Below are 18248 nucleotides of genomic sequence, written 5' to 3'. Positions count from 1 at the left end.
CGGCGCTGTGACAGGCGTGGGGAGCCCCCACCTGCATGCCCGCGTTATAGGCGTCAGCGTTGGATGCCAGCACGATATGCTGACATTTCCCTCTTCTCCACATCCCGTTCGTCATAACGTAACAAGCGCCCGGAGTTGCTGAGCACCAGCAATGTACTGAAATTGTGCAACAGCGCTGCGACCATCGCCCCCGCCGCTCCCAATAAACCGAAAGCTGCTGCCCCCACGATAGCCAAGGTCCAGCCCAAGCCGATCAGCACGTTCACCTGGAGCGTGCGACGGCAAAGACGGCTGAGACGGATGCAGGTGCCCAAGCGCCGCAGATCACCGTTGATCAGCACGATATCCGCTGCGGCCAGCGCGATATCAGCACCGCCCGCCCCCATCGCCACCCCCACGACACCCGCCTTGAGCGCCAGCGCGTCATTGATGCCATCACCCACCACCAAGGGGCGGAAGCCAACCTGAAGCTCATGGTTGACCTGGCGCAACTTCTCTTCTGGCAATGCTTCGGACACCACGCGAGTGATACCGACCTGTGCAGCGATGGATTCAGCCACACGGGTGCGATCACCGCTCAGCAGCAACTGACGCTCCAGGCCTAGTTCACACAATTGCTGCATGGCCTCGGCAGACTCTGCGCGCACGTTGTCGGCCAGCAACAGCCAACCCAGAAATTGCCCATTCTGCGCCAAGCCCGCGATTGGGCCATCATGTTCAGGAACTGGAGGCACCGTCATGCCCAACTCATCGAAAAGCTCCGGTCGCCCCAACGCAGCTTTTCCCTCGGCTGTGTGCGCCACAACGCCAAAGCCTTGGCGTTCATGGACATCCAGTAGCGGCAAATGGTGGTCATGCGGTACCAATGCCGCCAGAGCACGGCTGACCGGATGGCTACTGGCCGCACCGAGACTTGCGGCGAGGTTGATGATATCGGCCTGCGACAATGTACTCGACAGGCCAACCACGCTGCGCAGACGCAGGTTGCCGTAGGTCAGTGTGCCGGTCTTGTCGATCACCAGCGAAGACAAGTCGGCGAGTTCCTCGAGGAAGGCAGACCCTCGAATCAGGATACCGTGCCGGGCGGCGACGGCAATGCCTGCCACCGCTGTCGCCGGTGCCGACAGAACCAATGCACACGGACAGGCGGCGACCAGAACGGCCAACATGGCCTGGGCATCCTTGGTAACGAACCAGGTCGCGGCGGCAATCAGTAGCACCAGTACCAGATAACGCCCGGCGTGTCGTTCGAGCAAGCGTGTGATGGGCGGCTTGGCTTGTTCGGCGCGCTGCATCAGGGCGATGACCTTGCCCAAGGTAGAATCATCGCCAACACGCGTAATTTCCACCCGCAGCAAGCCATCCAGATTGATCGACCCTCCATGGATATCCATCCCGGTCGTCACTTCCTGGGGAATGGACTCCCCCGTGATGGGCGCGGTGTCGAGGCTGGCCTGGCCTTCGAGAATGCGTCCATCGGCTGGTACCCGGTCACCGGCACGGACTTCGACTTGGTCGCCAGGGTTGAGGCTTGCGTTATCGACCTCATGAACCTGCCCATCGGCATTGATAAGACGTGCACGACTACGGGTCAGCTGCCCAAGTGCCGCAATCGCTTCTTGCGAGCCGAGCACGCTACGCTCCTCCAGGACATGACCGAAAATCATGATGATCGGTAACAGTGCCGCTGTCGCGAGGTCACCCGTTGCCCAGGCGCCCAACATGGCTAAGCCGATGAGCTGATCGGTGATGCCGTGAAGACTAGGTTGCAACAGGCTGTACCACGCCGAACGTAACACTGGGATAGCCACGAGCAAGGAGGCGACGCCCAGCAGCAACTGACTGACCCCCTCTTGGGTCGGCGCCAGCCAGCGCCAGACGAGCCCCAGCACCAACAACCCCAATGCCAGCATCGCCAGGACCAGCTGTCGTGCGGCAGCACGCCGTTCGGCCTGGGATAACAAGCCAGACGTAAGGTGCGAATGGGCGTGGTGATGGTGGCCATGGCAGTGATGAGTACTCATCGCGAGCAGCTCCAGGAATGAAAATAGGTCGAAGCAGGCCGGCCGACATCGAGCAAAGGCACTGCTTTCATGGCTTGGGCCCCTGCAGAATCATGTGACCGGCGTCATCGTTGTCGACGGTGGTGACCGACCCTGCGCGGGCGAGGATCGCCGGTATCCGCTCACGGTAAAGGCGCTGCAATAGCTGTGGATCCTGCTGATGCGTCAGACCAACGATGGTGGCGGTCTCGGCCTGGGCCTGGGACAGCCGCTCGCGCGCTTCGGCTTGTGCCACCTGTACTGTGCGGTCTGCAGCTTGGGTGGCCTGTTGCAGTTGGCGAGCAGCATCGTTACGGGCTTTTGCCACAGCCTGCTCGGCCTGCTGACTCGCGGTGAGCACTGCGTTGAATGCGCTGACTGCTGACCAAGGCAGAGAAGACTGAATGTCGACTCGTACTACCTCGATCCCAAGGTCCGCTCCAGCCGCTCGAAGATGTGCAAGGCTATTGTTGATGCCTTGTTGAAGGTCGCCGCGCAATTGCGCACGGAGCTCAGCCAACCGTGCGTCGCCGCCGACCAGCTCAGGACGCGCGACCAGGATGGCGTCCATGTCACGCGAGGCACAGGTCTGCACCGCGTTTCGCTCTACCAGGCGGTCCAGGGCGGGTTCGACGTGTTGCCCCTGACGAGCGAAGGCGTACGGGCCGGTGACGGTATAAAACACCCGGACATCCAGTTGTACGGCTCCAGCGTCGCCCGTCAACAAATAGCCAGAGCCAGCGGTGGCATCGCTTGCCAGCGTGCCGTCCTTGTCCGATTTTCGCGCAAGCTCTGAGCGCAGCAGCACTTCAACCCGACGTTCAGTAATGCGTCCTGCCGAGGGCAGTATCACGACTTGCTCGAAAGGTTGCGGCCAAGCGAGCAGCAAGCCAGCATTCTGAATGCGGTCTTCGGCCCCCAGGCGCAGCACCACCGCGCGGCTCTCAGGTCCCACCTGGCGGACATTCTCGAACAGCCAGCCCACTGCCGCCATCAGCGTCACGACGTACAACGCCAGAAAGCCGATGCGTCCTGTCTGCAGCCAAGGGCCATCCGGCAACCGGGACGTCAAATGCTCACTGATGGTCATGGTTGGCTCCAGCAGGTAGCGTAGGCACTTCCACCAGGGCGCGGAACGGCGCGGCATCGGTTCGCAATACCAATCGAGTACTCGGGTTGATGACCGATCCAAGGGTATCCAGCGAGCGCAGCAAGGTGTAGAGCTCCGGTGCCCCGGCGTACGCCTTGCCATAGATTTCCGCCGCCTGCACCTGGGACTGGGCCTGGATCTGGGCAGCCTTGACGGTGGCGTCCGCTTCCAGGATTCGGGCATCGCGCTCGGCGGCCGACTGGATCTCGGCAGCCTTGCGCTTCCCTTCGGCAGTGCGCTCGGTGGCAATGGTCTCGCGTTCGGCACGCATTCGGTCAACGGTGGCGTCGAGGGTGACCTTGGGCAAGGTCAGGCGCTCCATGCCCACTTGCACCACCTGCACCCCATAGGTGTTGATCAGTTGTTGCTCCATCTGCTCACGCAAGCGCTGTTCGAATGCATCGATGCGCACCCTGCTGGCATCGACGTTGACCAAGTCCGCCAGCTCGAAACCACTGGCGGTGGTTTCGAGCGCCGAGCCCACCAGGGTGCGGATCTGCCGCGCAGCCTCGTCTGGTTGATTCTGCACCGCCCGCATGAACAACTGGATGCTCTGTGGGTCTGGCGCCACCTGCCATGCAATATAGGCCTGCACGATGATGCGCAAACCATCGCGCGTACCCACATCCTGCAGACCACTGGAGGTTGTGCGCAGGCGCAGGTCGACCGGGACTGCTGCCTCGAAGGGCACCGGCCAACGCCACGCCAACCCAGGCTCGGTCAGCACTCGCGACGGGTTGCCGAAGCGCGTGATCACGGTTGCCTCACCGACTCGAACCTGCACGAAACACGCCGTCGCGCCCATCACCAGGACCAGCAGCAGCGCCATGCCAATGCGTAGCCAGGCCGGACGGGCATGCGCGTGACTGTCATCATGATGATGGTCATGGCCATCATCATGATCGTGGCTGTGGTGATGGTCGTGTGTAGTATGGGCGCTCAATTTTTACGCTCCTGGGGGCGTGCGGATGCGGGTTTTGGCTGCATGGGATCGACGGGCACTGCATAGCTGCGCAGGTCCAGCGTCGGTGCCTGGTGTGCCGCCAGGCGATGATCGATGATCGATGATCAGGCTGCTCGCCCCATTCATGCCTTGGGACAAGCGCTCCAGATACTGTTCGAGGATGAAAGCCTGGCCAGCATGCTGCCAGGCAGTGCGTTCGGCTTCGAAACGCAGCGCGGCGGTACTCGCCTTGGTCTGCACTTCATGGGCGTCAGCAGTGGCCTTATGGGCCAGCGATGTGGCGTTGAGACGCGCCTGGTTGAGCTTCTGTGCGGCCTGCCCGCGGTCGCGCGCAACGAGCGCCTGTGCGGTGATTTGCGCCGCCTGCACGGCATGGTAGGCATTGGCCGCGCCCGCCGGCGGATGAATCGCCTCCACCGACGTTGCCAACAGCTCTACGCCACTGTTCATGCGGTCCAGGTCTGCCTGCACCGCACGCCCGATGTCGCGCCCCAGTGCTTCACGCTCGGTGCCTAACAAGCCGTCCAGCGATCGTCCAGCGAAATCGTGGACCAGCACGCGGTTGGCAACGCTGCGCAGCAGCTGTGCAATATCAGTGCTCTGGTAGGTGGCCGCTAGCGCTGCCGCGTCACTCATGCCGATACGGTAGATGAATCGCACGTCCATGTTTACGATCTGGAAGCCCTGTCGCCCACCGTCGGCACCGGCTATCACCTGCGAGTTCTCGCTGAGGTGAGTCGCATCCCAAAGCCGATTCGCCGTTGCCGGGGCCGCGCTTTCGGCAGCGGTCAGTGGATCTGCCGCGTCATCTGCACCAGAGGTAGCCAACTCATGGACGATGCTGTTGTCTACACTCAGCACCTTGCCAAAAGGCCAAGGCAGCCCGATGTGCAAGCCCGGTTGATATACAGCGACGGGCTTGCCAAAGCGCTCGTATACGCCGCGATTGTTCATGGGCACTTCCACGATGCCAGTCAGCAACCAACCGACCAGCGCCACCGATGCCGCCACCGGGAGGAACGCCCGACGCATGAAGGCGAAGGCCCATACCTGGCGCAAGTCGATGCCTAGACGCTGGTGCAATTCGTTCTGCAGCATGTCATCGGCCGGGGTGGCCATTGCAGCAGGTCGCCGATCAGGCTACGAGCCACGAGCGCAGGCTCCTCGCGAGGTCGTGGGGGGCGGAATATCGCCAAAACTGCTCGCACGAGCAACTCGAGCGCTGCCAACCCAGGTAGCACACCGATCAATACTGCCAATCGTGCCGGCCACAGTCGTGCGCCGTCTACGCACACCAGGCAGCCAATGGACAACACGTGCACTGCGATGACAAGGCGCAACACAGCCGCAAGCGCCCTGGCCTCAGGCCATGTCGCTTCGCTTTCCGCCATCAAGTGGCGCTCCACCACGACCAGGCAGAACGCGAACACAGCCAGTATTCCGATGGCAACCCAGGTCACCTGGCCGGCAGGCAGCGGTACAGGCAAGTCAAAGCGCCAAGCGCCTTTGACCAACAGCAGCGCCAGCACTGCCAAGCCAACAAGCCAGGGCGTCTCAGCGCCCAGCTTGTGAAGTTGCCGCCGGCAGGTTTCGCCGACTTGCCAGCACCAGCGTTCAAAACGGCTGAGCGATGCGGACTCGACTGATTCCTTTGCGTCACCCCGCCAGAACACCAGCGGAGTGGGGACCTGACCCAGCGCGGTCGTACGCCAACTGGCCACCCGCCAAGCCGACTGCGCTGTCGCCGCCAGCAGGAACAGCGCCGAGCCATTGACCGCCAAGAGGACGAACCAGTAGGAGTCAGGGCTGAACACCTCGACCAATCCTTGCAGTGTTAATAGCAGCGTGGCGATTGCTAGCGCCACGTACGTCAATAGCACAAGCCTGCGCGTGTGAACTTTTGAGCGCTGAAAACGGGGAAGCCCATCGAGGTCGGTGGCCTCGGTTTCTAGATCGACCATCATAAGACTCCAGCAATACCAAGCGTCGCGAATCGGCTCCCGAAGGCGCTATCGTCCATTTGCGACATATTTGGTAACGTTATAACAACAGATGTAAAAAATCTGTTCGTCCAGCACCAGGACCGGCGTGGCTGATAACGGCTGAGCTATTGAGTCGCTCCTGGGACAGGGCGTCTCCTCCCATTAGGCATTGGGATAAAAACTTGTGTTAAGCGTGATACGTAGGCCCCTGGGCGAATGGGCAAGACAACGGTTATCTCGAACGCGAGCATACCCGGGGGCATCTATTGTGGCTACATGCTGATGAACCCTATGGTGGCGATTGGCACCCTCAATCGTCGCGCATGTGCCGCTCATTGCGTTCCTGGCGTTCTTTGGCCTCCACGCACAGGGTGGCGGTTGGCCTGAGCAGCAACCGCTTGAGACCAATCGGTTCGCCAGTTTCCTTACACCAGCCATACTCGCCACGGGCAACGCGTTCCAAGGCCTCGTCGATCTTGTCCAGCAGTTTTTTCTCCCGCTCCAGCAGCCTCAATTGCCATTGACGATGCTCCTCTGCCGTGCCGATATCGGAGGGATCACTGGTAGGCTCGAAGTCGCGGATCGCTTCGAATTCTTCAGCGATGCGTTGCTGAAGCTCATTGCGCTGGGCAAGCAGCAGCTCACGGAAGAACCTTTGCTGGGCAGCGTCCATGTAGGCGTCTTCGGGTTGGGATAGTAGCTCTTGTTCGGTCATTGCAGGTGCGCTCAGGTCAATGAAAAGAAATGGCGGTCAACCGCGTCGTGCGTTGAACGCCAGCGGCAAGCCTTGGCAGCCGTCGACCAGCCGGCCTTCATGCCAGGCCAGTTGCCCGGAGACCAGTGTCGTGGCCACTCGGTGATGAAAACGATGGTGCACGAACGGCGTCCACTGACAGTGCGCCAGAACCGGGTCGAGGCTGACAGCGCGAGGCGCGGGCAGACGCTCGATCAGCGTCATGTCCGCCCAGTAGCCCTCACGCAGGTAACCGCGTTCCGAAATGGCGAACAGATCCGCGACGGCGTGGCTGGTCTTGCGCACCAGTTGGGCAACTGTCAGCACGCCCTCCTCCACCAGCTCGAAGAGTGCCGGAAGTGCATGCTGTACCAACGGCAAACCTGATGGCGCCGAGGCATAAGGGCGTTGTTTTTCCGCCAAGGTGTGGGGTGCGTGATCGGTACCGATGACATCGATGCGGTCGCACAGCAGAGCCTGACGCAGCGCGTCCCGGTCTTCCCGGGTTTTGATGGCAGGGTTGCATTTGATCAGGTGGCCCAAGCTGGCATAGTCACGATCATCGAACAGCAGATGGTGCGCGCACACTTCAGCGGTGATCTGCTTGCCCTGCAAAGGCCTAGGCTGGAACAGCATCAGCTCCTGGGCGGTGGTCAGGTGCAGCACATGCAACCGTGTGCCGAACTGCTTGGCAAGCTGCACCGCCAGGCTCGAAGAGCGCAGGCAGGCATCGGCATCCCGAATGATCGGGTGCATGGCCGGCGGAATGAAATCGCCGTAGCGCTCACGTATGCGCGCTTCGTTGGCCAGGATCGACGGAGTGTGCTCGCAGTGCGCCAGGAGGATGGTCGGCACGCTGGCGAACAGCCGCTCCAGCACCCTGGGGTCGTCCACCAGCATGTCGCCGGTGGAGGCGCCCATGAATACCTTCACCCCCGCCACTTCACGTGGGTCGAGGGCCGCCACGGTATCGAGGTTGTCCTTGCTCACGCCAAAATGAAAACCGTAGTTGGCAACCGAGGTGGTGGCGGCGCGGGCTTTCTTGTCGTGCAGGGCGGCAAGATCCAGCGTGGCCGGGTTGGTGTTGGGCATGTCCATGAAGCTGGTGACACCGCCCGCCACTGCTGCGCGCGACTCACTGGCCATGGTGCCCTTGTGCGCAGCGCCAGGCTCACGAAAATGAACCTGGTCGTCGATCATGCCGGGGAGCAACCATTGGCCCCGGGCGTCGATTTCGAGCGGCGCATTGACGCCCGCGATGCTGCGGCCGATTTTCTCGATACGGCCATGGGCGACCAGTACATCGGCCTCCTGTATGGCACCTTCATTGACCAGGCGGGCATTGCGAATGATGACTTGACTCATGCGCCCACCTCGGCGGGGTTGCCCGTCACCACCACTTGATCACCCTGGATCGCATTGTAGAAACAGCTGCGACGCCCTGTGTGACAGGCGACAGCTGTCTGATCCACCAGCAACAGCAGCGCGTCGCCATCGCAGTCCAGACGCACGTCGTGCACATGCTGGACATGCCCCGAGCTTTCGCCTTTGCGCCACAGGCATCCACGGCTACGTGACCAGTAGCATGCCCGCCGGGTCTCGAGGGTTTCCAGCAGCGCCTTTTCGTTCATCCAGGCCAGCATCAGGACTTCGCCGCTGTCATGCTGCTGGATGATGGCGGGGATTAGCCCCTGGGGGTTCCAGGGTATGTGGCCAAGCACATCGGTCAAGGCGAAGCGGCTTCCCGCCTGTGCCTGCTCAAGGGTAAGGAACATGATTTACAACCTGTGGAAAATGTTATGTTATAACACCTACAACTTAGCAGATTACGCCGCTACTGTTCATCTTTTCCACTTGCGCAGGAGAGACGCCATGACGGAAACATGCCCGAACCCGACCATCGAAACCTACGCCGACACCGAACTGGCCTGCCTGGCAGGTGCCAAAGCGGCGCTCTACCGTTGGGCCGCGACCGTGGCCACACGTGATGTGGATCAGGTGCTGGCGTTGTACGCACCTGATGCGATCCTGGTTCCGACCCTGTCCAACCAAGTGCGTGACTGCGACGACAGCCGTCGCAACTATTTCGAGAATTTCCTCGCTAACGACGGGCTGGTCTGTGACATCCAGTTGTTCAAGAAGCGCGTCAGCCGCAAGCTGGGCACCGTGGTCGTCGGAGGCCAGTACACCTTCGCCTTTCGTGAGGACGGCGAGCAGCGGGTAGTGCCAGCGCGCTTCCTGTTCACCTTCGAGCGGATCGACCAGCAGTGGTTGATCACTGGCCACCATTCCTCCATCGAGGCATAAGAGGCATGGCCCACTTCGTGAGCTCAACGGGCGCGTTCCCGGCCACGCGTTTGCGCCGTAATCGCGCTGACGAATGGACGCGTCGTCTGGTCGCTGAAAACAGCCTGTCTCGCGATGACCTGATCTGGCCGGTTTTTCTCAAGGAAGGCTCAGGTCCACGCGAGGCGATCACCGCCATGCCGGGCCAGGTACGCGTCAGCCTGGCCGAACTGCCGGATCACGTAGGCCGGGCGGTCGAACTGGGCATTCCGGCCATTGCCCTGTTTCCCGCCACTCCAGTGCAGCGCAAAGACAGTGAGGGCACCCACGCCCTCGACGCGGACAACCTGATCTGCCGCGCCGCCAGGTTGCTCAAGGCCACGTTCCCCAACCTTGGCTTGATCGGCGACGTCGCACTGGCCCCCTACACCGACCATGGCCACGACGGCGTGCTGCGCCAAGGCCGCGTGGCCAATGACGAGACCTTGCAGGTACTGGCGGCCCAAGCCGTGGTCCAGGCCCAGGCTGGCATCGACACCTTGGCACCGTCGGACATGATGGACGGGCGCATCGGCGCGCTCAGGTCCGCGCTGGACCTGGCCGGGTTCAGCGATGTGCGTCTGATGTCCTACGCCGCCAAGTACGCGTCCGGCTTCTACGGCCCGTTCCGCGACGCGCTGGGTTCGGCGGCCGCGCTCAAAGGCGACAAGCGCACGTACCAGATGGACCCGGCCAACAGCGACGAAGCCCTGCGCGAAGTAGCGCTAGACCTGCAAGAAGGCGCCGACATGGTGATGGTCAAGCCCGGCATGCCCTATCTGGACATCATTCAAAGGGTCAAGGCAACCTTTGCCGTGCCGACATTCGCCTACCAGGTCAGCGGTGAATACTCGATGCTCAAGGCAGCGATCAATCAGGGCTGGCTGGATCCGGACACGGTCATCCTGGAGGCATTGATGGCGTTCAAACGTGCGGGGTGCAACGGCATCCTGACTTACTTCGCTCTGGAGGCCGCCACGCGGCTGAAACGGGGTTGAGTGGCCTGTTCGAGAGGACACCGCGCTCAAGCGCAAGGACATGCAGCGTTGCTCACGCCTCTCTCTTGACCGCGATCAGGCTGCCAGCCGGTGGTTTCTGGCGGAAGTAGCTGTCCAGCCCGGCGAATATCGCCTCCGCGACCTTGCGCTGATGACGGGCATCATGCAACCGCCGGCAATCTCCGGCATTGGAAATGAAACCGGTCTCGACCAGGATCGAGGGTACTGCCGCCGACTTGAGCACGGCGAAACCTGCCTGTTCCACCCGCGCTTGATGCAGGCCCGACACCTGCCCAAGCTGCGAGAGCACCTGATGCCCGAGATCCAGGCTGGTGGCGATCGTCGAGTTCATCGACATGTCCAGCAGCACGCTGGCGACCATCGGGTCGCGCTCACGCAGCTTGATTGGCAATCCCCCGCCGACCCTGTCTGCATCGTTTTCCCGCTGCGCCATCCAGCGCGCCATCGACGACGTCGCGCCCCCTTGCGACAAGGCGAACACCGATGCCCCAGACGCCGTGAGTCGCGGTGCAGCATCGGCATGTACCGACACGAACAAGTCCGCGTTCAACCGCTGACCGAGTTCGGCGCGCTTGCGCAGCGGAATGAAGACATCGTCACTGCGTACCAAGCGTGCCTTGTAGCCTTTCTGTGCATCGATGCGCTTGGCCAGCAACTTGGCGATCTGTAACGCAACGTGCTTTTCCTGCTCGCCCTTGGGCCCGACTGCACCGGGATCTTTGCCGCCATGCCCGGCATCGACCACGATCAACAGGTCGCGCTGTCGCGCCAAGGGCTTGGCAACTTCCGGCGCAACGCCCACCGGTGGCCCAGTGAGTACCCACTCCAGGCCATGCCGCCCGGTGTTGAGCGAGCGGACTTCGCCGCGCACTGCCGAGTCGGCCAGGTCCAGCACGATACGCAAGTCACCGGACGCGGTGATGCCACTGCGCACGGCTGTGACGGCAGTGCCGTCCAGGACGAGATCGTTCAGTGACGCCTGCAGACTGGCCTGAGGAAGATCAAGAACCAACCGCGGTGGCGCCGCGAGGCTGAAATGCTTCGCCGCCACCGGCCCGGTCAGCTCCAGCGACACCGTGGTGACGCTGCCCGACCGGCTCACCCAAACCCGTTTAACCGCTTGCCCGGCTTGCGCCGCAAGAGGCAACGGCAATGCCAGGCATGCAAGCAGTAATTTCAGCACTCGGCGACGATCCATATGGACTCCCATTGACCTGCGAACCAGCGAAGCCTCGGGCAATTTCGCTAGCCATTTTATTATTGTTACTTTATAACATCTCAAATCCAGAACAAAATGAAGACTGCCCGCCAACGGAAGGAGGCCTGCATGCAACTGACCAGCAATCAGCAACGTGTCCTGACGGCGCTTCAACAAGCCGACAAGCCGCTCAGTGCCTACGCCATTCTGGACAGCCTGCGCAATGAAGGTGTCAGGGCGCCGACGCAGATCTACCGCGCGCTGGGCCACCTGGCCGAGCAAGGGTTGATTCATCGGCTGGAGTCTTTGAACGCTTATGTCAGCTGCACCTGCCCAAGCCAGTGCGAAGCAGGTTTCAGAGCGTTCGCCATCTGCGACAGCTGCGGCCATGTCGATGAGTTCAACGTACCGCACCTGAACCAGGCCCTGGGGCACTGGATGAAACAGAACGTGTTTTCGCTGTGCAGCTCGGTCATCGAGCTGCACGGTAAATGCGCCGCCTGTACTCGCCGTGATGCAGGCGAGGACTGAGCAGAGCCGCACGCATGCGCACCACCCTTTATCATGAGGCCTCCCGATGAGCACCCCTGTCCCCCATACCAACGAAGCCGCGCGGCTGCCCGTCACTGTACTTTCCGGCTTCCTCGGAGCCGGCAAGACTACCCTGCTCAACCATATTCTGAACAACCGCGAAGGCCGGCGAGTCGCGGTGATCGTCAACGACATGAGCGATGTGAACATCGATGCCGCATTGATACGCGAGGGTGGCGCCGAGCTGTCACGCACCGACGAAAAGCTGGTGGAGATGAGCAATGGCTGCATTTGCTGCACCTTGCGCGAAGACCTCCTGCTCGAAGTGGACCGTCTAGCCAAAGAGGGTCGCTTCGACCAATTGGTCATCGAATCGACGGGCATCTCCGAGCCACTGCCGGTGGCGGAAACCTTCACCTTCGAAGGCGAGGATGGCCGCAGCCTCAGCGAAGTGGCACGCCTCGACACCATGGTCACCGTGGTCGATGCCTTCAATTTCCTGCGCGACTACAGCTCGCGCGACAGCCTGCAGGCACGCGGTGAATCGCTGGGCGAGGAAGACGTTCGCACCGTGGTCGACCTGCTGATCGAGCAAATCGAGTTCTGCGACGTCATCGTACTGAACAAGACCGACCTGATCAGTGGCGAAGAGCGCGATCGCCTGATGGCCATCCTCAATGCCCTCAATCCAAGGGCGAAAGTCGAAATCGCCGAGTTCGGCAAGGTCGCGCTCGATCGCGTGCTGGACACCGGCCTGTTCGACTTCGACGAGGCCTCACGAGCGCCTGGCTGGCTACAGGAAATGCGCGGCTCCCACACACCCGAAACGGAAGAATATGGCATCGCCAGCTTCGTCTACCGTGCCCGCCGACCATTCCACCCTGACCGCTTCCATGCGCTGGTGGAAAGCGAATGGCCTGGGGTGGTGCGCTCCAAGGGTTACTTCTGGCTCGCCTGCGAGCCGTCCATGGCCGGCAACTGGTCCCAGGCCGGGGCCGTCGCGCGTCATGGCCCGGCAGGCTATTGGTGGGCGGCCGTTCCCGAGGAACATTGGCCGACCGACAGCGAATCGGTCCTGCACATCAGGTCGAAATGGCACGAGGACGTTGGCGATGCCCGCCAGGAGCTGGTGCTGATCGGTATGGAAATGGACGAGGCAGCGCTGCGGGCGCGTTTCGATGCCTGCCTGCTGACCGATGAGGAAATGGCCCAGGGACCGGAAGGCTGGATGAAGCTGACCAACCCCTTCCCCGGCTGGAACTGATTCATACGCCTTACTGCCACGAGCAAGGCTCCCACCACTGGATATACATGATGAGCTCAGCATTACCCGACGTTTCCGTCACCGACCTGGCCCCCAGCCTCAGCCCACTGCAATGGGTCGGCATGCAGGGTATCGACCTGCCGGTAAGGATCCAAGAACCGACCTACCAGCGTGAGCTGCACGCCCGGGCGGATGTCCAGGTCGACCTGCCGGCACCGCATGTCAAAGGCATTCACATGTCCAGGCTGTATCGCCTGCTGGACGCCTGGGGGCAGGCCGCGGCGGTGTCGCCGGCAAGCCTCTTTGCGCTGTTGCAGGAGATGATCGACAGCCATCAGGATTGCGAAAGCCGCAATGCCAGGTTGCGCCTGGATTTCGACCTGCTGGTTCGCCGCCCTGCACTGGTGACCGAGGGCCTCTCTGGCTGGAAGTCGTACCCGGTTCACGTGCTCGCGACGAAGGTCGGCGGGGCGCTGAACCTGAGTATCGAGGTCAGGATCGGCTACTCCTCAACCTGCCCGTGCTCGGCCGCTCTCTCCCGGCAGTTGATTGAGGACGGCTTCCTGCGGACCTTCAAGGACCAGCCACTGCTCGAAGCCAGCACCGTTGCGCAGTGGCTGCGCAGCAACGCGTCGCTGGCGACACCACATAGCCAACGCAGCGAAGCTCGAGTACGCGTCACGGTACCTGCTGATGCCCCGGATCTCGGGTTGCTGGCCCTGATCGACCACGTCGAAGGCGCTTTGCGCACGCCGGTTCAGACCGCCGTAAAACGGGCTGACGAACAGGCTTTCGCAGCACTCAACGGGCAGAACCTGATGTTCGTCGAAGACGCTGCGCGGCGTATTCAGGCAAGCCTGCACGGTTACCGCGATAGCCAAGTGCACGTTCGCCACCTGGAAAGCCTGCACCCGCACGATGCTTCAGCCTGGTCCGCCCCGCAGGCCGCTACGCATGACTGAGCCGATCTACCTGCACAACACGCTGACCCGGCGCAAGGAAGTGCTGCGCACTTCACGGCCCGACCAGGTGACGATGTACGTCTGCGGCTCCACGGTCTACAACTATGCGCACATTGGCAATGCTCGCCCGGCCGTGGTGTTCGACCTGTTGGCCAGGCTGCTGCGCCACGACTACGCAGAACTGGTGTATGCCCGCAACTTTACCGACGTAGACGACAAGATCAATGCCGCGGCGGCGGCGACAGACGTTCCCATCGCCAGTATCACTGACCGCTTCATCGATGCTTACCACTCGGACATGACCGCACTTGGGGTGGCCTCCCCCGACCTTGAGCCTCGCGTCACCGCGCACATACCGCAGATCATCGCCCTGATCGAGGCCCTCATCGAACGTGGCCATGCCTATGTGGAGCAAGGCCATGTGCTATTCCACGTGCCGTCCTACCCAGCCTACGGCGAGCTCTCCGGCCGTAACACCAAGGACATGCTAGCGGGTGCCCGCGTGGAGGTCGCGCCTTACAAGCGCAATCCGCTGGACTTCGTGCTGTGGAAACCGTCCACGGCCGACCAGCCCGGCTGGAGCAGCCCCTGGGGCAGAGGCCGACCGGGCTGGCATGTGGAGTGCTCGGCGATGATCGGGCAGCACCTGGGCCATACCATCGACATCCATGGAGGCGGCCAGGACCTGATCTTCCCTCACCATGAAAACGAGATCGCCCAAGGCACCTGCGCCCACGGCACGTTGTACTGCCGCACTTGGGTGCACAACAGCTTCGTCACCGTGGATGGGCAGAAGATGTCCAAGTCGCTGGGCAACGTGCGCCTGGTGCGCGACCTGCTGGGCCAGGCGCCTGGAGAAGCAATTCGACTGGCGTTGCTGTCCACCCACTACCGGCGCCCGATGGACTGGAACGCCAAGCGCCTGAGCGCCGCAGTGCAGACCCTCATCCGCTTCTACGCCAGCCTGGCGCGCTGCGACGACGTGCCCGGCGCCGACGATGTGGCAGCGGACGGGCAACTGCTTGACGCCCTCAGGGACGACCTGGGCGTCGCCGAAGCCTTGGCCCGCCTGCATGTGCTGCGCCAGGCGCTCGAAAACGCCAGCGATGAGACATCCCTTGCCCAGACCAAGGCCCGGCTGGTCAAGTCTGCCGCACTACTCGGCCTGTTGCAGCAAACACCGCTGGCAGCACTGCGAGCACTGCAGCCACACACTGAAGAGCCGCCACGACAAGCCGCGCTACTCCGTTTGCTTGAGGCCCGCGACTTTGCCACTGCCGACAGACTGCGCAGCGAACTAGAAGAGGCTGGCTACACCGCCGAGGATACCGCGCAAGGGCCAAGACTACGCCCCCTCCGGCAGGCCACTAGCTGCCGCGACAACTCAGGTCACCCATGCTGACCCGTAAACTGTTCAAATTCGAGAACGCCCACATCGTGCGGGGCTGCAGCACCCGACGCTGTTCCCACTCCATCCATGGGCACTCCTACAAGGTCGAGCTGATCCTGCACGCCGACGCGCTGGACAACGGCCAGATGGTCTACGATTTCGGCCTGCTCAAGGGCGACATCAGGGACTTGATCGACGCCTTCGACCATTGCGTCGCACTGTGGTCCGGTGATGATCCCGACTACCTGGCGTCGGTCCGTCGGCATTCGGAACGCTGGGTACTGGTTCCGGTCTCGCCCAGCGCCGAGCAGTTCTCGCGCCTGTTCTTCCGCCTGGTCGATGCGGCGCTGTCGCAGGCCGAAATGCGCAATGGCGAGGCGGAAGTAGGCTTGCACTCGGTCATCGTGCATGAAACCGAGACCGGCTACGCCCAGTGTTTCCGGGCCGACGTGCAGAACCCGCGAATGGGCCTGATCGACCTGCACGCCATCGAATTCTCGCCCGCCATCACCCAGGCCTGGGCAAACCCTGGCTTGTTCGAGCACCTCAAAGCCCACTCCGCCATGCTGCAGACCGAGCTGCCTGGGCTGGGTTGACCGACCCGCGACCACACTATTGAACTCCGAGCCTGAAAAGATGCCAGAAAACGCCCCATCCCCCGCCCTTTCCGTGACCTTGCCCGATGGGTCGCAACGTCACTTCGACAGCCCTGTCACCGTCCTGGACGTCGCACGATCCATTGGCCCTGGCCTTGCTCGCAGCACCGTTGCCGGCAAGCTCGACGGGCGTCTGGTCGATGCTTGCGAGGTCATCGACCACGATGTCAGCCTGCAGATCATCACGCCCAAGGATGAGGAAGGCCTGGAGATCATCCGCCACTCCTGTGCCCACCTGCTTGGGCAGGCCTTGAAACAGCTGTTCCCCACCGCGCAGATGGTCATCGGGCCAGTGATTCGCGATGGTTTCTACTACGATGTCGCCTATGAAAGGCCGTTCACCCCGGCCGACCTGGGGGCGATCGAGGGCCGCATGCGCGAACTGATCGCCCAGGAGTACGACGTGATCAAGCGCATGCTCAGCCGCGCAGAAGCCATCGACGTGTTCAGTGCCCGCAACGAAAGCTACAAGCTGCGCTTGATCGACGACCTACCGGAGGCCACACACCTTGGCTTGTACTTCCATCAGGAATACGTCGACATGTGCCGCGGTCCGCATGTGCCGAACACGCGCCTGCTGAAGGCATTCAAGCTCACCAAGCTGGCCGGTGCCTACTGGCGCGGTGATGCGCGAAACGAACAACTGCAACGTATCTATGGCACCGCCTGGGCCGATGCCAGGCAGCTGGCGGAGCACCTGCGCGGCCTCGAAGAGGCGGAAAAACGCGATCATCGCAAGCTGGGCCGCGAGCTCGACCTGTTCCACTTCGAAGACGATGCGCCTGGCGCGGTGTTCTGGCATCCACGGGGCTGGGCTGTGTTCCAGGCGCTGATCGCCTACATGCGTCGTCGCCAGAACGACGCGGGCTACATCGAGGTCAACACGCCGGATGTGATGGACCGCAGCCTATGGGAAATCTCCGGCCACTGGCACAACTACCGCGACAACATGTTCACCACCGAAACCGAAGATGGCCGGGCACTGGCGCTCAAGCCCATGAACTGCCCCGGCGGGTCGCTGCTTTACAAGCACGGCCTGAAGAGCTACCGGGACCTGCCAATCCGCATGAGCGAGTTCGGCAAGGTGCACCGCTACGAACCCTCGGGGGCGCTGCACGGGCTGTTACGGGTGCGCCATTTCACCCAGGACGACGCGCACATCTTCTGCACCCCACAGCAGATGGAACAGGAATGCCAGTCGGTGGTGGCCATGGTGCTCGACATCTATCGCCAATTCGGCTTCGAGGATGTGCGTATCAAGCTGTCCACACGGCCGAACAACCGCATGGGCGACGATGCCACATGGGACCTGCTGGAAGGCTCGCTGATCAATGCACTGAACCACATGCAACTGGCCTGTCAGGTCAACCCCGGCGAAGGCGCGTTCTATGGGCCGAAGCTTGAGTTCGTGCTGCGCGATGCCATTGGCCGGGACTGGCAATGCGGCACCCTGCAGGTGGATATGAACCTGCCGGCGCGTTTTGGCCTGGAGTATGTCGACGAGGACGGCCAGCGTCAGCGCCCGGTGATGCTGCACAGCGCACTGTTCGGCTCGCTGGAGCGCTTCACCGGCATCCTGCTCGAACACCATGCCGGCAAGCTGCCGGGCTGGCTGTCGCCGGTGCAGGTCGTGGTGTCCTCGATCACCCAGCAATACGCGGGCTATGCACAAGACGTGGCGAAGCTGTTGCGCGGTGCCGGTTTGCGTGTCGAGGCCGATACGCGCAATGAGAAAATCGGCTACAAGGTGCGCGAGCAAACCCTGCAACGTATCCCGTTCCTGTTGATTGCCGGTGCCAAGGAGCAGGCAGAACGTACCATCGCCATTCGCAACCGCGACGGGCAGGACTTGGGCAGCTTCGAACTGAAATCGGCCATCGACCTGCTGTTGCAGCAGTGCGAGGCGCCGGATGCGGCTGAACGCCGGCAGGCGATCGAGCACCTGTGGGCGGTTTTCTCGCCTGCAAAATAACACCACAGATTCAACAGGAATCATTTGCAGCTGTGAATCAGCATTACCCGCTAGCGTTAC

General features: G+C 62.2%; 17 protein-coding genes. 8 read left to right on the top strand and 9 right to left on the bottom strand.

Going from position 1 to position 18248, the window contains the following annotated elements; all coding sequences use genetic code 11:
* Positions 1–53: 53 nt before the first annotated feature.
* From LMH93_RS13210 to hisI, 8 genes are all read right to left on the bottom strand, one after another.
* Positions 54–2024 carry a heavy metal translocating P-type ATPase gene (locus tag LMH93_RS13210; protein WP_230065300.1) on the bottom strand — a complete coding sequence of 657 codons (1971 nt, stop codon included), beginning with the start codon at positions 2022–2024 and terminating at the stop codon, positions 54–56.
* A 67-nt stretch (positions 2025–2091) separates the two neighbouring features.
* Positions 2092–3132, bottom strand: a complete 1041-nt coding sequence (hflK, locus tag LMH93_RS13205; protein ID WP_185279288.1) for a protease modulator HflK — start codon at positions 3130–3132, stop codon at positions 2092–2094.
* Positions 3119–4135, bottom strand: coding sequence for a protease modulator HflC (gene hflC / locus LMH93_RS13200; protein WP_230065299.1), 1017 nt, complete (start codon positions 4133–4135; stop codon positions 3119–3121). The genes hflK (LMH93_RS13205) and hflC overlap by 14 nt, the downstream gene beginning before the upstream one ends.
* Before the next feature lie 3 nt (positions 4136–4138).
* Entirely contained in the window at positions 4139–5275 is a 1137-nt protein-coding gene (gene hflK / locus LMH93_RS29900) for a protease modulator HflK (RefSeq protein WP_442800198.1), read from the bottom strand.
* Positions 5224–6117 (bottom strand): hypothetical protein, encoded by an 894-nt coding sequence (locus LMH93_RS29895; RefSeq protein ID WP_442800197.1) that lies wholly within the window; start codon positions 6115–6117, stop codon positions 5224–5226. Before LMH93_RS29895 ends, hflK (LMH93_RS29900) begins: the two co-directional genes overlap by 52 nt.
* 331 nt (positions 6118–6448) lie before the next feature.
* On the bottom strand, positions 6449–6853 hold the full coding sequence (dksA, locus tag LMH93_RS13190; protein WP_064493495.1) for an RNA polymerase-binding protein DksA: 405 nt from the start codon (positions 6851–6853) through the stop codon (positions 6449–6451).
* A 36-nt stretch (positions 6854–6889) separates the two neighbouring features.
* On the bottom strand, positions 6890–8236 hold the full coding sequence (locus LMH93_RS13185) for a dihydroorotase (RefSeq protein WP_230065298.1): 1347 nt from the start codon (positions 8234–8236) through the stop codon (positions 6890–6892).
* Positions 8233–8646, bottom strand: a complete 414-nt coding sequence (gene hisI, locus LMH93_RS13180; RefSeq protein ID WP_230065297.1) for a phosphoribosyl-AMP cyclohydrolase — start codon at positions 8644–8646, stop codon at positions 8233–8235. The genes LMH93_RS13185 and hisI overlap by 4 nt, the downstream gene beginning before the upstream one ends.
* 97 nt (positions 8647–8743) lie before the next feature.
* On the opposite strand from hisI, the gene LMH93_RS13175 reads away from it, so the two are divergent.
* Both LMH93_RS13175 and hemB read left to right on the top strand, forming a co-directional pair.
* A complete protein-coding gene (locus tag LMH93_RS13175; protein ID WP_230065296.1) occupies positions 8744–9178 on the top strand; it encodes a DUF4440 domain-containing protein in 435 nt (144 codons plus the stop codon).
* 5 nt (positions 9179–9183) lie between these two features.
* The gene (hemB, locus tag LMH93_RS13170; RefSeq protein ID WP_230065295.1) at positions 9184–10194 is read left to right on the top strand and encodes a porphobilinogen synthase; all 1011 of its coding nucleotides are present in this window, start codon (positions 9184–9186) and stop codon (positions 10192–10194) included.
* 52 nt (positions 10195–10246) lie between these two features.
* On the opposite strand, the gene LMH93_RS13165 is transcribed toward hemB, so the two are convergent.
* A complete protein-coding gene (locus tag LMH93_RS13165) occupies positions 10247–11413 on the bottom strand; it encodes an N-acetylmuramoyl-L-alanine amidase (protein WP_230065294.1) in 1167 nt (388 codons plus the stop codon).
* A 129-nt stretch (positions 11414–11542) separates the two neighbouring features.
* Between LMH93_RS13165 and LMH93_RS13160 the strand changes: the two genes are divergently transcribed.
* From LMH93_RS13160 to thrS, 6 genes are read left to right on the top strand one after another with little or no spacing between them, the layout of a single operon-like run.
* Complete coding sequence (locus LMH93_RS13160) at positions 11543–11944, top strand: Fur family transcriptional regulator (RefSeq protein WP_020190656.1); 402 nt, start codon at positions 11543–11545, stop codon at positions 11942–11944.
* A gap of 46 nt (positions 11945–11990) precedes the next feature.
* Positions 11991–13208: a zinc metallochaperone GTPase ZigA gene (gene zigA / locus LMH93_RS13155; RefSeq protein WP_230065293.1), complete on the top strand. Its 1218-nt coding sequence runs from the start codon at positions 11991–11993 to the stop codon at positions 13206–13208.
* A gap of 50 nt (positions 13209–13258) precedes the next feature.
* Positions 13259–14170 carry a GTP cyclohydrolase FolE2 gene (folE2, locus tag LMH93_RS13150; protein ID WP_108190780.1) on the top strand — a complete coding sequence of 304 codons (912 nt, stop codon included), beginning with the start codon at positions 13259–13261 and terminating at the stop codon, positions 14168–14170.
* Positions 14163–15572: a cysteine--tRNA ligase gene (cysS, locus tag LMH93_RS13145; protein WP_185279297.1), complete on the top strand. Its 1410-nt coding sequence runs from the start codon at positions 14163–14165 to the stop codon at positions 15570–15572. The genes folE2 and cysS overlap by 8 nt, the downstream gene beginning before the upstream one ends.
* The gene (locus tag LMH93_RS13140; protein WP_230065292.1) at positions 15566–16156 is read left to right on the top strand and encodes a 6-pyruvoyl trahydropterin synthase family protein; all 591 of its coding nucleotides are present in this window, start codon (positions 15566–15568) and stop codon (positions 16154–16156) included. The genes cysS and LMH93_RS13140 overlap by 7 nt, the downstream gene beginning before the upstream one ends.
* A 40-nt stretch (positions 16157–16196) precedes the next feature.
* A complete protein-coding gene (thrS, locus tag LMH93_RS13135; protein WP_108190777.1) occupies positions 16197–18188 on the top strand; it encodes a threonine--tRNA ligase in 1992 nt (663 codons plus the stop codon).
* Positions 18189–18248: the final 60 nt, after the last annotated feature.

The organism is Pseudomonas sp. CIP-10 (assembly GCF_020911845.1).
In the GTDB taxonomy this organism is placed as follows: Bacteria; Pseudomonadota; Gammaproteobacteria; order Pseudomonadales; family Pseudomonadaceae; genus Aquipseudomonas; species Aquipseudomonas alloputida.
This window is presented reverse-complemented; position numbering and strand designations above follow the sequence as displayed.

What these genes read in the sequence shown, in the direction of transcription:
- LMH93_RS13210 (WP_230065300.1), bottom strand. Translation starts at nt 2,024, where the DNA reads ATGAGTACTCATCACTGCCATGGCCACCATCACCACGCCCATTCGCAC.
- hflK (WP_185279288.1), bottom strand. Translation starts at nt 3,132, where the DNA reads ATGACCATCAGTGAGCATTTGACGTCCCGGTTGCCGGATGGCCCTTGG.
- hflK (WP_442800198.1), bottom strand. Translation starts at nt 5,275, where the DNA reads ATGGCCACCCCGGCCGATGACATGCTGCAGAACGAATTGCACCAGCGT.
- LMH93_RS29895 (WP_442800197.1), bottom strand. Translation starts at nt 6,117, where the DNA reads ATGGTCGATCTAGAAACCGAGGCCACCGACCTCGATGGGCTTCCCCGT.
- dksA (WP_064493495.1), bottom strand. Translation starts at nt 6,853, where the DNA reads ATGACCGAACAAGAGCTACTATCCCAACCCGAAGACGCCTACATGGAC.
- LMH93_RS13185 (WP_230065298.1), bottom strand. Translation starts at nt 8,236, where the DNA reads ATGAGTCAAGTCATCATTCGCAATGCCCGCCTGGTCAATGAAGGTGCC.
- hisI (WP_230065297.1), bottom strand. Translation starts at nt 8,646, where the DNA reads ATGTTCCTTACCCTTGAGCAGGCACAGGCGGGAAGCCGCTTCGCCTTG.
- LMH93_RS13175 (WP_230065296.1), top strand. Translation starts at nt 8,744, where the DNA reads ATGACGGAAACATGCCCGAACCCGACCATCGAAACCTACGCCGACACC.
- hemB (WP_230065295.1), top strand. Translation starts at nt 9,184, where the DNA reads ATGGCCCACTTCGTGAGCTCAACGGGCGCGTTCCCGGCCACGCGTTTG.
- LMH93_RS13165 (WP_230065294.1), bottom strand. Translation starts at nt 11,413, where the DNA reads ATGGATCGTCGCCGAGTGCTGAAATTACTGCTTGCATGCCTGGCATTG.
- LMH93_RS13160 (WP_020190656.1), top strand. Translation starts at nt 11,543, where the DNA reads ATGCAACTGACCAGCAATCAGCAACGTGTCCTGACGGCGCTTCAACAA.
- zigA (WP_230065293.1), top strand. Translation starts at nt 11,991, where the DNA reads ATGAGCACCCCTGTCCCCCATACCAACGAAGCCGCGCGGCTGCCCGTC.
- folE2 (WP_108190780.1), top strand. Translation starts at nt 13,259, where the DNA reads ATGAGCTCAGCATTACCCGACGTTTCCGTCACCGACCTGGCCCCCAGC.
- cysS (WP_185279297.1), top strand. Translation starts at nt 14,163, where the DNA reads ATGACTGAGCCGATCTACCTGCACAACACGCTGACCCGGCGCAAGGAA.
- LMH93_RS13140 (WP_230065292.1), top strand. Translation starts at nt 15,566, where the DNA reads ATGCTGACCCGTAAACTGTTCAAATTCGAGAACGCCCACATCGTGCGG.
- thrS (WP_108190777.1), top strand. Translation starts at nt 16,197, where the DNA reads ATGCCAGAAAACGCCCCATCCCCCGCCCTTTCCGTGACCTTGCCCGAT.